The sequence below is a fragment of the Desulfolutivibrio sp. genome (assembly GCF_036584575.1).
Taxonomy (GTDB): domain Bacteria; phylum Desulfobacterota; class Desulfovibrionia; order Desulfovibrionales; family Desulfovibrionaceae; genus Desulfolutivibrio.
On the sequence record NZ_JAZHDB010000194.1, the window covers coordinates 35,596 to 48,448 of the forward strand.

Sequence of the window (12,853 nt, forward strand, 5' to 3'; positions counted from 1 at the left end):
TCCCGCGCCGTCAACAGGCAGGCCCCGGCGGCGCTTCTTTCCCCGCTGCATCACAATACGCATCAGCCTGCGGGCTCCATATAGGTGGCCTTACTCGAGGCCTTTTCGGACACCGAGACGCTTATAAGCGTCACCTGGGGGACGTCGGCCAGCCTCTCCCGCAGCCCTTCGAAGATATAGCGGGCCAGAAGCTCCGAGGACGGGTTGCGTTTTTGGAAAACGGGCAGCTCATTTAAGTGGCGATGGTCGAGTTCGGCCACCACCGCGCCCAGCCGGTTCTTGAGTTCCTTGAAATCCATGAGGATGTCCACCTTGGGTTCGAGCTTTTTGCCCGAAACCACGGCCTCCACGGCGAAATTGTGGCCGTGCAGATTCTCGCAGGGGCCACCGTAGTGGCGCAGACAGTGGGCCGCCGCGAAATCCATGCTCACCGTGAGCTGGTAGAGGCCCCGGCCATCGGATGCAAACGGTGCGGCACTCATCGGGTATTTCCTCCGGCCAGATCCGTGGCGGCGACATGTTTCCCGGCCGCGGCCACGGCCGCGTCCCGGCAGGAGGCCTCGAACTCGTCGAGCTCCTGGCGCAGATCCGGGCAGCGGCGCACGCAAAAAGCGTCGCCGAAGCGCAGGCGGCATTCGGCCCTGGGGTAGACGATGACCAGATGCACCCGGCAGTTGCCGGGATATTTGGCCAGGATGGGGGCCAACCCGGAAAGGGAAAGCTCGCCCCCGCCGCAGGCGTCAAGCCGCACATGCACCGGATCGGCGCTGTCGTTGGCGGTCTTGGACAGATGCTCCACGGCCGCCGCCTCGATTTTGACCAGTTTTTTGCCGTCGTCGCCCCCGCCGCCCTCGTAGGTGCTGATCTTTCCGGTGATGCAGAGGGGGGCGTCCACGGACAAGAGATCCCGGGACTTCTCGAAGACCTCGGGGAAAAAGGTGATCTCGGCCTCGCCGGTTAAGTCCTTCACCAGCCCAAAGGCCATCTTGCCGCCCTTTTTGGTCACGATTTCCTTCAGCGACACCACCATGGCCGCCACCTTGACCTCGGTTCCCGGCGACAGGTCGGCGCACTGCACAAGCGACGGCAGGCGCATGGCCCGGATGTCGCGGATGTACGCCAGCAGCGGATGCCCCGTGAGATAGAACCCCAGGGCCTCCTTCTCAAAGGCCATCTTCTGTTCGTGGCCCCATTCCGACAGGGTGGCCTCGGGGCAGTCGACGCCAAGCCCGGTGGTGGGCGCGGGCTTGGTCGGCATAAGCGCCATAAGCGAGAGCTGGTTGGTGGCCCGGTCGGCGGCCCGCTTCTGGCCGATGGCCACGGCCTGGTCCAGCCCCGCGAAAAGCCCGGACCGGGTGCAGCCAAAGCCGTCGCAGGCCCCGCTTTTGATCATGTATTCCAGCACCCGTTTGGTCACCTTGCGCAGGTTGACCCGGCTGGCCAGATCCAGAAGCGAGGTATAGGGGCCGTTTTTGTCGCGCTCGGCCACGATCTCGAAGATGGCCTCGCGGCCCACGTTTTTGATCCCGGACAGGCCGTAGAGGATCTTGCCGTCCTTGACCGAAAAATCCGCCTGACCGGCGTTGACGTCCGGGGGCAGCACCTCGCTCTCCCGCTCCCGGCAATCGGCGATGTATTTGAGGATTTTGTCCTGGTTGTCGATGTCCGAGGTCATCAGCGCAGCCATGTAGGCCACGGGGAAGTGGGCCTTCAGGTAGGCCGTATGGTAGGAGATGAGCGCATAGGCCGCGCTGTGGGACTTGTTGAAGCCGTATTCCGCGAACTTCTCCATGAGATCGAAGATCTCGGTGGCCTTTTTCTCGGGGATGCCGTTTTGTTTGGCCCCGTCCACGAAGCGGCTGCGCTGCTTGGCCATCTCGTCCGCGTTTTTCTTGCCCATGGCCCGGCGCAGCAGGTCGCCGTCGCCCAGGCTGAAGCTGGCCAGGACCTGGGCGATCTTCATCACCTGTTCCTGGTAGACGATGACCCCGTAGGTGGGGCCAAGGGTCTCGGCCAGAAGCGGATGGGGATATTCCACGGGCTCTTCGCCGTGCTTGCGGCGGATGAACTGCTCCACCATGCCCGACCCCAGGGGGCCCGGCCGGTACAGGGCCAGCATGGCGATGATGTCCTCGAAGCAGGTGGGCCGAAGCATCCGCAGATACTTGCGCATGCCCTCGCTTTCCACCTGGAAGATGCCGTCCGTGTCGCCCCGGGAGAAGAGCTCGTAGGTGTCCGGATCGGTCAGGGGCAGGGTGTCCAGGTCCGGCGGCTCCCCGCCGCTTCGCCGGATGTTCTCCAGGGCGTCATGGATGACGGTCATGGTCTTAAGGCCCAGAAAGTCGAACTTGACCAGGCCCACCTTCTCCACCCGCTTCATGTCCCACTGGGTCACGATTTCGTCGTTTTTCCCTTTGTAGAGCGGGACGTATTCGTTCATGGGCTTGTCGGAAATGACCACCCCGGCGGCATGGGTCGAGGCGTGGCGGCACAGCCCCTCCAGACGTCGCGAGACGTCGATGAGCCTGGCGATGCGCGGGTCGGCGGCGGCCATCTCGCGCAGCTTGGGCTCCTGGGCCAGGGCCTTGTCGATGGTCATTTTCAGGTCTTCCGGGATGAGCTTGGCGATGCGGTCCGTCTCGCCAAAGGTCATGCCCAACGCCCGGCCCACGTCGCGCACCACGGCCTTGGCCTTCATGGTGCCGAACGTGGTGATCTGGGCCACGGAGTCACGGCCGTACTTCTCGGTGACGTAGCGGATGACCTCCACCCGGCGGCGTTCGCAAAAGTCCACGTCGATATCCGGCATGCTGACGCGCTCAATGTTCAGGAAGCGCTCAAACAGGAGATCGTACGGCAGCGGGTCCAGGTTGGTGATGCGCAGCGCATAGGCCACCAGCGACCCGGCCGCCGAGCCGCGCCCCGGCCCCACCGGGATGTTCTGGGCCTTGGCCCAGTTGATGAAGTCCTGCACGATGAGGAAATAGCCGGGAAAGCCCATGCGCCTTATGACGTCGAGCTCAAGCTCCAGGCGCTCCCAATATTTCTTTTCCTCCACCCCCGGCATCTTGGCCAGCCGCCGCGTCAGGCCCTCGCGGGCCATGGCGGCCATGGTCTCGTCCAGATCCTTGCCCTCGGGCGGGGTGTAGGTCGGGAAATGCAGGGACTTGAGGTCGAGGGATAAATTGACGCGCTCGGCGATGACGCAGGTGTTGGCGATGGCCTCGGGCACATGGGCGAACGCGGCGGCCATCTCGTCCGGGGAGCGATAATAAAGCTCCTTGGTGGTGAAGCGCATGCGCTTTTCGTCGTCCACGCAGGCCGCCGTCTGGATGCACAATAAAATATCATGGGCCTCGGCGTCCGAGGCGCGCAGATAGTGGCAGTCGTTGGTGGCCACCAGCGGCAGCCTGGTCTCATGCGCCAACTCGATGAGCATGTCGTTGACTTTGGCCTGCTCGGGCAGATCGTTGGCCTGAAGCTCAAGATAAAAGCGATCCGGAAAAAGCGCCGCATACTGCCTGGCCTGCTCCCGGGCCGCGTCCATGCCCTCGCGAAGGAAGGCCTGGTTGATCTCGCCCTTGAGGCAGGCCGAAAGCGCGATAAGCCCCTCGGAATGGGCGGCCAAAACGGCCTTGTCCACCCGAGGCTTGTAGTGGAAGCCCTCGAAATAGCCCATGGTCACGAGCTTAAGGAGGTTGCGGAAGCCGACATCGTTTTGGGCCAGAAGGATCAGGTGCCATCCGGCGTCGCGGGCGGAGCGGGCGTCTTTTTTGCCCATGCGCTCCTTGGCCACGTAGACCTCGCAGCCCACAATCGGCTTGAGGTCGGCCTTTTTGGCGGCCTCGTAGAAGACCAGACCGCCGTGCATGTTGCCGTGGTCGGTGATGGCCGCGGCCGGACAGCCGAACTCCTTGGCCGTCCTGACCAGGTCGCCGATGCGGATGGCCCCGTCGAGGAGGCTGTATTCCGTGTGGCAATGCAGATGGACGAAATCGGCCATATGGGGGAACAACCTGATGGGAAAGGTTTTTTTGAAAACGGCGCGCGCGCCGTGACCGGTACCTGGAAAACATAGCCCATTTCATCCGGGAAGGGAACGGGCCGGGGACGGCGGGGCGTGCTGGCGGGAGTGCGACTGCCGGAAAGACGGTGAAGGTTGGTTCGGGGGGGGGCGGTGACGCTCTAAGGCACGGCGGTCATCATCCGGGTCGAGTTTTTCTTGCGTTTCTGGCGGCAAGGGCAAGCCCCGAAGAAATACGGGCAATGGTTCCGGCTGCGGCGGCCGCAGCAGGATTGAGCGTTCGGTGGCAACTGCCTTCGGGGCCTCTCCTTTATTTAGATGTCGTTTACCCCGAACTTTGTCCGAAGACTATCCTAATAAAACAGCTAAAAAAGTGCTCCGCATCATGACTTTCTCCATTTTTTCTGATGTTTGCAAATAATTAACGCCAAGCTAATAATTTGTCATCCTTAATTTAGGACGATAGCAAAGAAATGGCCCCCTGAACTCAATTCAGAGGGCCTTTTTCTTTTTGTCTCAATAGGCTTCACTTGGCCGCAGCTATCATTCCTCTAACTTTCTTTGCGCTTACAATCATACGAAGAGGCGGCGAAGACAGTTCAATAAAGCCGCATCTTCGATATAGCCTAGCGGCTTTTTCATTTATTGCGTCAAGGACGATAAAATATCCTCCGATTATATCTGCGGCTTGAATACATCGTTCGAACGCATCAGCAATAAGAAACGAACCTAGTCCTTTTCCTTGGCAAGAGTTGTCTACTGCTATCATGGAAAGATATATAGCCGATATTAATGGCCATTTTGGTAGCTTTTTTATGAATTCGGGAGGAAGACTAGTTGCGTCTATAGCATGTGGCCCAAGTACATAGTATCCGATTACAATATCTGAGTCTGTTTTTGAAGCCACGTACACTTTGACAAAATCATTTTTAGCATGGTTGGCCGCAGAATGCCTGATATAGTTATCAATGCGGGTTTCACCACATGAAAAAGCCGCTCGTTTATGTTTAGAATCGAGCGGCTCGATAACAATTTTTGCTAAAAATTCTTTATTTATGGCCATGTGACGCCGTCACTTCGTTATGAAGAGTAAACAAATCCACCAATTCTTGGCACGGCGTTGTATCTTCAAGCGCAAGCATAAAAGCTTCCGCGTCTTCTGGCCGTAAAATCGTTGTTTGCAATTTAGAAATCGTTTCTCTTGCAGCCATTACAGAGTTTGCTACAACAAACTCAGATAAAGGAATCCCCTGGAGTCTGGCTGCTTTTTCAATGATTTCTTTTGCTTCGGAAGAAAGGCGCTGTTCCATGCGCACCCTTTTCTTCCCCTCGTCCACATCATGCGCTTGAAATGCCAGCATGGTAATTCCTCCTGGCAAAGTGTTTAGTCTCATGCCCTGGAATCAATCTGTACGGCATCCGCCGTACAAGTCAAGAGTGGTTCGGGTTTTTCTTTGGTTTCCTTTTGGCCCTCCCCGGGGACGGGCCGTGGCTCTCCGGCTCGAGAAATCCCCACCCACCGATCCGCGCCGCCTGTACCCGGCCAGCTTGCCGCGCCCGCCCATGGGAACACCCGCACCGCGCCCCCCATGACCTTTCCCCCGCCAGGATATTCCTACGACATACGCCCGCGCATCACCGTAGCGCGATCCACACCGCGCAGTCTCCCACTTGAAAAACTCTCGAATGGTCAAGGGGGCTTTCCTACCCTGAGACCTCGTGCGGCGCACTAGTCCCAGCGCAAAAGCTCCACCATGTTGCCCTCGGGGTCGCGGGCGTAGACGCAAGAAAGCCGCCCCACGCCCGGGATGTCGCGCGCGATGGCCTCGCCGACGAGGCTGCCGCCGTGGGACAAAAAAGCCTGGGCCACGGCCCCCACGTCGTCCACGGCAAAGGCCAGATGCGCCAGCCCCGGGGTGTTGGGGGCCATGACCGGACCGGCGGGCATATCATCGTAGGAGAAGATTTCCAGCGTCGGGCCGGACTCGCCGTGCCCGGGCAAGCGCAGATGCATGCCGCGCAGGCGGCTGCCGGAAAGCCCGGTCAGGGCGTCCAGCCACGCCCCGGACAGGTCGCGTTCGGGCGGTACGGGCGTGCAGCCCAGGACCGTTTCGTAGAAGGCGGCCAGGGACCGCCAGTTACGGGCGATGATGTTGGTGTGGGCGTAGCGGACGGGCATGGGACGCTCCTTGTGTTGCGGCGGCAGGATGCGCCGGGCGAAGGGCGGCCGTCAAGGGGAGAGGCGGCACGGGCCGCCAAGCGGCGGCATGCCCTTGCCCCACTCTGCCCTTCGGGGACCATTCCCGGCGGCCCGAACCCCGCTCCATCGGGACTTCGCCCGCCCAGGCCCAAAAATTCGTCGCCGGGACGAAGAAACGACGTCCCGGCCTAACCGCAACCGGGATGAGCGGACCAGTCCGAACCACACCCGGGTCACGCCCGGACCACGCCCGGCCCATGAACGGTTACTGTTCCAAGCAGCCCGGACCACGCCCGCCCATGAACGGCCAACGATCCGAGCAGCCCGGACCACGTCCGGACCACGCTCGGTCTACTCCCCTAGCGGCCCGGTCACCCCACGCCAAAGGCGCCTCCCCGGGCCGGAACGAACGGATCGTCCGGCCAGGGAGACGCCTTTGTCGTAAAAACCGTTTTCCGGCGACGAACCGCAGACGCCCTTATTGCTTCTTCCAGCGTTCGATGCATTCCTCGATCACCTTATGCGCCTTCTCCTCGTCGCCAAAGCCCTGGACCTTGGTCGTGCCCGGCTTTTTGAGATCCTTGTAGTGCGCAAAATGGTGCTCGATCTTCTTTTTCCACTGCTCGCCCAGGTCGGCCAGCGAGGCGATGCGGTTTCCGGTATTGCGGTCATCGGCCGGAACGCAGATGACCTTGTGGTCCATTTCGTTGTCGTCCTCGAATTCCAGCACGCCGAGAACCTTGGCCTTCGCCGCCACGCCGACGGGCATGGGCTCGTCGGTGATGAAAAGCACGTCCAACTCGTCCCCGTCGTCGTCCAGGGTCGCTGGAATGAACCCATAGTTCACGGGCTTGGCGAAGATCGCCGGTTCAACCCTGTCCAGCACCATGATCTTTTTATGCCGATCGTATTCGACCTTGTGGGACGACCCCATGGGAATCTCGATCACGACATTGATGATCTTGTCCTTGGCATACGGGGTCAAAATGGCGTTGTAGTCCATGGTCACTCCTTCAGATCGTTAACGTGTTGATTTTCATGCTGATACGACCATTGCGCCCGTGATGTCCCCACTCTAATGATTTTGAACTTCAGAATCAATACCAATTATTATTCGCGCCTCCGGTTCGCGCGACGCCCGGCACGGACACCCAGCCGGGGACCGTTTCACGGAACGCGCCGCCCTTCGCCGTCGCAAACCCGCCGTGATGACACGGCCAGCCCCATCTGCTATATGACCGTCATGAAAGCCCTTTCCCCCATGGCGTCGCCCGCCTCGCCCGGCCCGGCGACAGAGAACATCCCGTCAGGCCCGAAGGAATAAAGATATGTCCGTGACGCCGCCCTCGCTTCGGACAGTCTCCCCCGCGCCCAGGCCCTCGCCGTTCGCTCCGGCGCAGGCGGCATGTCCTGGTGCGCGACGCAATGGCTGCCGCGCATTGCGGCCGTGACCCAGCGCATGCCCTCGCCCCGCCATCTCCAAGCACGGCACGCACGGCGACCATGATTGACATCATCATCCGGGAGCTGGGACAGGGTACACGTCTGTGCCTGATGATCCTGCCGTTCATGTTTGTCGGCTGTCTGGCCGGAAGCCTCATGGCCCGCAGCAAATTCGGCCCACGCTGCCGGGCGGTCTTTTCGCCCATGGCCCGCCTTTCCGGCCTCCACGGCCCCGCCACGATCTATCTTCCCCTGTGCTTTTTGGACCAGCATTCGGCAAACGCCTATTTGTCGTCCTTATCCCGCAAAGGCGTCGTGCACAGGCGGAACATTCTTGGCATCTATTTGATCGGGTTTTTCCCCTCCAGCCTGTATTTCCACATCTTTTTCACAGCGCCCATCCTGTATCCCGTGCTTGGGTTCAAAATGGCGACAACGGTCCTGGCGCTTTTTCTCCTGGCCAGCCTGCTCACCTTTTGCTGCGGCGTCGTTTTGACGCGGTTCGCGTCCCTCCCGGACAGCCAGCCCCATGTCCAGGACGAGTCATGCCCAGACGGCTGGCCCGGCTGGGGCATGGTCCTGCGTGACGCGGCGGCCCAGTTCTGCCGCATCGCCATCATCTTCGCGCCATGCCTCCTGGCCGTGGAGTTGCTGCTCGCCGTCCCGGCCGTGCAGTCGGCCATGGACAGGGCGGACGTTTTTCTGGCCTGGTTCGACGTGCCCTCGGAAGGCGCCCTGGTCGCCATGTCCGCCCTGCCGAACATCATGGTGGGCTACGCCACGGCCATCACCTGTCTGGACGATTCCCTGGTCACCCTGGTCCAGATTCCCAGGATTCTCATGCTGGCCGCCCTGGGAAACGTGGTGTTTTCCACCTTTTCGTATTTCTTTTCCGCAAACGTCGCCGTCTTCGGAACCCGGCTGGGGACATACCTGACCTTTGCCGGCCTTGGCATCCGATTGCCATGGATATTCCTGTCGCTTTGTCTGGCGTCACTTGTGGGATAGGCCGCATGGGTTTGCGGCAAGCGGCGCCTGACACATCCCTCAGGCACATCGAGCGCCCGCATAACACGAAGACCGGGCGCACGCCGCCGGGATATCCCGCGACATGCGCCCGCGCCTCACTGCCGCATGATCCGCGCCGCGCGGCCTCACGCCTGCAAAATCATTGAACGTTTCCGAGTGGAAATCCTCACCCGGCTCACCGGGCGACCCGCTAGTCCCAGCGCATCAGCTCCACGATGTTGCCCTCGGGATCACGGGCGTAGGCTGCCGACAACCGCCCCACGCCGGGAACCTCTTTCACGATGGATTTGCCCACAAGGCTGCCGCCGTTGGCCACAAAGGCCTTGACCGCCGCCTCCACATCGTCCACGGAAAAGGCCAGATGGGCCATCCCCGGGGTGTTGGCATGCATGACCGGGCCTTCGGGCATCTCCTCGTAGGTCAGGATTTCAAGCATCGGACCGGTGTCGCCGTGGCCGGGCACGCGCAGATTGATGCCGTGCAGGCTGCATCCGGACAGGCCGACCAGTTCGTCAAGCCATTCTCCGGAAAGGACGAGTTCGGGTTGCATAGGCGTACAGCCCAGTGCAATTTCATAGAACCTAGCCAGGGTTTTCCAGTCTTTGGCGACAATGTTGGTGTGGGCGAATTGGGTAGGCATGACGAACTCCTTGTGTTTGGGGGAAAATGCACCCCAAGGGGAGAGGCGTCAATACGCCCGTTGCGCAAAACGACGTGTCACGGCCCCGCCATCCAGTCTCTTTCACAATATCAGGAGGCGCGACATGAAGAACCTTTTCGTCACCCTGGCCGGGTACAACGCCTGGGCCAACGCCCTGCTCTTCGAACATCTTTCCGAACTGTCGCCCGAAGACTGGGCCGCGCCCCGGCCCGTGAATTTCGGCTCCCTGGCGGGCATCGCCAACCATGTGCTTTTGGCCGACAGGGCGTGGCTCTTTCGTTTTACCGGATCAGGAGACAGCCCCACAGCCATCGACACCATCCCCTATCCCGGGTTTGCGGACCTGCTGGCCGCGCGCCGGGCCGAGGACGCCCGCATCGTGGCCTTCGCCCAGGAGTTGGACCCGGCCCGGCTGACGGGCCTTTTGCACTACCACGCCATGGACGGCCGCCCCATGGCCCTGCCCCTGGCGGCCATGGCGGCGCATTTCTTCAACCACCAGACGCACCACCGGGGCCAGATGCACGCGCTTGTTTCCGAATGCGGCGTCCGGCCCCGGGATATCGATCTGGTGTTCTACCAGCGGGAGCTGTCGGAGACGAAGAAAGCGGAAGGATGATCGTGGCGCGGCCGGGCCGCCGTAAAAAGGCCCGGAGGGTCGGCGTGGAGATTACGGCCGGACGGATTCTTTCGATGCGGGTACGACCAGCCTCGCCCTGGTCCAGTCCGGGACCAGGGCGGTCTCGTCGGCGTCGGACGCCACCAGCCGCTCCACATCGGCGTCCGTGGTCGCGTCCAGTCGGCGCAGGTCGGTGCGGCTTTCAGCACGCTTGGCGCGAAGCTCCTCCGCCGTATAGCTGACAATGTGCCTGTCGTTTTTCATAGCCCTTACGCGTGAACGATTAGCAAATCCTCGGCAGCTGCTCCCCTTCGAGCATCCCCAAAAGCCGTTGCCCGCCGAGGGGCGTGGTCATCACCACCTTGCCCGGATAGTCGGCCCGCACCTCGCCGATGCGGCAGGCCCCGCGCCCAAGCGGGTCGGCCCGCATCACCGCCAGGGCCGCCTCGGCGTCGGCCTCGGGTACGATGCAGATGAATTTGCCTTCGTTGGCCAGATACAGCGGGTCAAGCCCCAAGACGGCGCAGCCCCCGGCCACGGCCGGGTCCACCGGAATGCGCGACTCCTCGATAAAGCACCCCACGCCCGACTGCCCGGCAATCTCATTGAGCGTCGTGGCCAGTCCGCCGCGCGTCGGGTCGCGAAGCACATGCACGTCCGGCACGGCGTCCAGCACCTTGCCCACCAAAAAATTCAGCGAGGCGCAGTCGCTGACCACCGGCGACTCAAAGGACAATCCCTGCCGCGTGGACAGGATCGCCAAGCCATGGTCGCCCATGCTGCCGGTCAAAAGTATCGCGTCTCCCGGCACGGCCCGATGGCCGCTCGGGGCAGGGTTCACCCGAACCGTGCCAATGCCCGTGGTGTTGATGAATATTTTATCCGCCGCACCGCGCGGCACGACCTTGGTATCCCCGGCCACGATGCGCACCCCGGCCTCACGCGCGGCATGGCCCATGGAGACCACGATGCGTTCCAAGTCCCCCAGATCCAGCCCCTCTTCCAGAATAAATCCGCAGGTCAGAAAAAGCGGCGTGGCCCCGAGCATGGACACATCGTTCACTGTTCCGTGTACAGCCAACGCCCCGATATCGCCGCCCGGGAAAAAGATCGGGTCCACGGTAAACGAGTCCGTGCTCACCGCCAGCGGCCCGGATATGTCCAAATACGCCGCGTCGTCCATGACGCGTAAAATCTCGTTGTCGAAATGCCGCATGAACATCTCGGACACCAGACGTTGCGACGCCTTGCCGCCGCTGCCGTGATCCAAAAGAAGTCGTCCTGACATAGTGTGCGTCTCCTACGCGTCCAACCGATACTTGTAATACGCCGCGCAGCCGCCTTCGGTGGACACCATGCACGGCCCCACGGGCGTGGCCGGGGTGCAGGCCTTGGCGAACAGCGGACACTCGTTGGGCGCCATCTTGCCCTTGAGCACCTCGCCGCAGCGGCACCCAGGCAGAGGAGGATGGTCCTTGAGGGTGATGCCCAGCACCTTGAAGGCGTCGAAGGCGGCATAGGGCTCGGCGATGGCCAGCCCGCTTTGGGGCAAAACGCCAAGGCCGCGCCACAGGGCGTCCACGGGGGTGAAGACCTCGGCCATAACCGCCAGGGCCTTTTGGTTGCCGTGTTCGGGCACCACCCGGGAATACTGGTTGATGACGGCCGGGGCGTTGTCCCGGCGCATATGCACGATGTGCAGAAGCGCCTGGAGGATGTCCAGGGGCTCGAACCCGGTGATGACCGAGGGCACGCGATATTCCGTGGCCAGGAAGGCGTAGGGGTCGACGCCGATGACGGCCGAAACGTGTCCGGGCAGGATGAAGGCGTCCACCCTGGCCTCGGGGTCGGCCAAAAGCGCCCGCAGGGCCGGGGGCACGAGCTTGTGGAAGCTCATGACCAGGAAATTGTCGAGGGCCTGCTCCCGGGCCAGCCGGATGGTGGCGGCCACGGTGGGCGCGGTGGTCTCGAAGCCGATGCCCAAAAAGACGACTTTGCGATCCGGGTTGGCCTTGGCCAGGGCCAGGGCGTCGAAGGGCGAATAGACGACCTCCACCCTGGCCCCTTCGGCCGAGGCGGTCTTGAGGTTTGCGCCTTTCGGGCCGGGTACGCGCATGAGGTCGCCGAAGGTGGCCACGATGACGTCGTCGCGGGCGGCCAGTTCGAGGAAGGCGGCGACTTCGGACTCGTGGGTGACGCACACGGGACAGCCCGGGCCGGTCAGGTGGGTGATGGTCTCCGGCAGAAGCGAGCGCAGGCCGCTTTGGAAGATGGCCACGGTGTGGGTGCCGCAGACCTCCATGAAGCGCACGGGGGTTTGGGCCTCCTGCGTGAGCCGCGCCAAAAGGCTGCGACACAGGGCCGGATCCTTGAAGGCGTCAAAGGAGTTCAAGGTTGAGCCCTTCCTGAAAGAGCTTGATGGTCTCCAGGGCGTCGGCGCGGTCCAGGCGGCGCAGGGCGAATCCGGCGTGGACGATGACGTAGTCGCCGATGGCCGGGGCCTCGTCGATGATGTCCAGGCGGACCTGGCGCTTGACGCCGCCTATTTCCACGTCGGCGACGTTATCGGCAATGGCGATGATTTCCATGGGAACGGCAAGACACACGGCGGTTTCCTCCAGGGTGGCGGTTCAGTGATGCGAGGGCAATGGGTAAAGATAAACCCGGCGGGCCGTGGCGTAAAGCCTCTCCGGGGAAAAAAGCGGGGATACGGCCGGGTTGGCGGTTTTTGGCGCACGAACGGACGCGGCGCAGGCCGACTTCGAGCACGTCCCCGCAGGCCGGGACTTCCGCGAAGCGGGTAGGCGGGGCGGACAGGGGCGGGAGCACGTCCCCGCAGGCCGGGGCGAAAGGGGGGCGGGGACTACCAGGCCGGGG

General features: G+C 62.3%; 13 protein-coding genes. 2 read left to right on the forward strand and 11 right to left on the reverse strand.

Annotated features, from left to right (window positions below):
• Nucleotides 1-62 precede the first annotated feature (62 nt).
• From queD to V3572_RS13945, 6 genes are all read right to left on the reverse strand, one after another.
• The gene (gene queD, locus V3572_RS13920; protein WP_332111617.1) at nucleotides 63-482 is read right to left on the reverse strand and encodes a 6-carboxytetrahydropterin synthase QueD; all 420 of its coding nucleotides are present in this window, start codon (nucleotides 480-482) and stop codon (nucleotides 63-65) included.
• Nucleotides 479-4,003, reverse strand: coding sequence for a DNA polymerase III subunit alpha (dnaE, locus tag V3572_RS13925; protein WP_332111618.1), 3,525 nt, complete (start codon nucleotides 4,001-4,003; stop codon nucleotides 479-481). Before dnaE ends, queD begins: the two co-directional genes overlap by 4 nt.
• Before the next feature lie 547 nt (nucleotides 4,004-4,550).
• Nucleotides 4,551-5,087: a GNAT family N-acetyltransferase gene (locus V3572_RS13930; protein WP_332111619.1), complete on the reverse strand. Its 537-nt coding sequence runs from the start codon at nucleotides 5,085-5,087 to the stop codon at nucleotides 4,551-4,553.
• Nucleotides 5,074-5,385, reverse strand: a complete 312-nt coding sequence (locus V3572_RS13935; protein ID WP_332111620.1) for a type II toxin-antitoxin system TacA family antitoxin — start codon at nucleotides 5,383-5,385, stop codon at nucleotides 5,074-5,076. The genes V3572_RS13930 and V3572_RS13935 overlap by 14 nt, the downstream gene beginning before the upstream one ends.
• Before the next feature lie 368 nt (nucleotides 5,386-5,753).
• Nucleotides 5,754-6,203, reverse strand: a complete 450-nt coding sequence (locus V3572_RS13940) for a VOC family protein (RefSeq protein WP_332111621.1) — start codon at nucleotides 6,201-6,203, stop codon at nucleotides 5,754-5,756.
• A 499-nt stretch (nucleotides 6,204-6,702) separates the two neighbouring features.
• Nucleotides 6,703-7,227: an inorganic diphosphatase gene (locus V3572_RS13945; RefSeq protein ID WP_332111622.1), complete on the reverse strand. Its 525-nt coding sequence runs from the start codon at nucleotides 7,225-7,227 to the stop codon at nucleotides 6,703-6,705.
• Nucleotides 7,228-7,727: 500 nt separating this feature from the next.
• Here V3572_RS13945 and V3572_RS13950 point away from each other — a divergent pair, with 500 nt between their 5' ends.
• Nucleotides 7,728-8,675, forward strand: a complete 948-nt coding sequence (locus tag V3572_RS13950; RefSeq protein WP_332111623.1) for a hypothetical protein — start codon at nucleotides 7,728-7,730, stop codon at nucleotides 8,673-8,675.
• A 211-nt stretch (nucleotides 8,676-8,886) separates the two neighbouring features.
• Here V3572_RS13950 and V3572_RS13955 read toward each other — a convergent pair whose 3' ends face one another.
• Nucleotides 8,887-9,336, reverse strand: coding sequence for a VOC family protein (locus tag V3572_RS13955; protein ID WP_332111624.1), 450 nt, complete (start codon nucleotides 9,334-9,336; stop codon nucleotides 8,887-8,889).
• A 124-nt stretch (nucleotides 9,337-9,460) separates the two neighbouring features.
• Between V3572_RS13955 and V3572_RS13960 the strand changes: the two genes are divergently transcribed.
• Nucleotides 9,461-9,976: a DinB family protein gene (locus tag V3572_RS13960; protein ID WP_332111625.1), complete on the forward strand. Its 516-nt coding sequence runs from the start codon at nucleotides 9,461-9,463 to the stop codon at nucleotides 9,974-9,976.
• 51 nt (nucleotides 9,977-10,027) lie between these two features.
• Here V3572_RS13960 and V3572_RS13965 read toward each other — a convergent pair whose 3' ends face one another.
• Genes V3572_RS13965 through V3572_RS13980 form a run of 4 tightly spaced genes read right to left on the reverse strand, consistent with a single transcriptional unit; the run spans nucleotide 10,028 to nucleotide 12,582 of the window.
• Nucleotides 10,028-10,240, reverse strand: a complete 213-nt coding sequence (locus tag V3572_RS13965) for a hypothetical protein (RefSeq protein WP_332111626.1) — start codon at nucleotides 10,238-10,240, stop codon at nucleotides 10,028-10,030.
• Nucleotides 10,241-10,259: 19 nt separating this feature from the next.
• Nucleotides 10,260-11,264 (reverse strand): hydrogenase expression/formation protein HypE, encoded by a 1,005-nt coding sequence (hypE, locus tag V3572_RS13970; RefSeq protein ID WP_332111627.1) that lies wholly within the window; start codon nucleotides 11,262-11,264, stop codon nucleotides 10,260-10,262.
• A 12-nt stretch (nucleotides 11,265-11,276) separates the two neighbouring features.
• Nucleotides 11,277-12,368, reverse strand: coding sequence for a hydrogenase formation protein HypD (hypD, locus tag V3572_RS13975; RefSeq protein WP_332111628.1), 1,092 nt, complete (start codon nucleotides 12,366-12,368; stop codon nucleotides 11,277-11,279).
• Nucleotides 12,355-12,582: a HypC/HybG/HupF family hydrogenase formation chaperone gene (locus V3572_RS13980; RefSeq protein ID WP_332111629.1), complete on the reverse strand. Its 228-nt coding sequence runs from the start codon at nucleotides 12,580-12,582 to the stop codon at nucleotides 12,355-12,357. The genes hypD and V3572_RS13980 overlap by 14 nt, the downstream gene beginning before the upstream one ends.
• Nucleotides 12,583-12,853 lie beyond the last annotated feature (271 nt).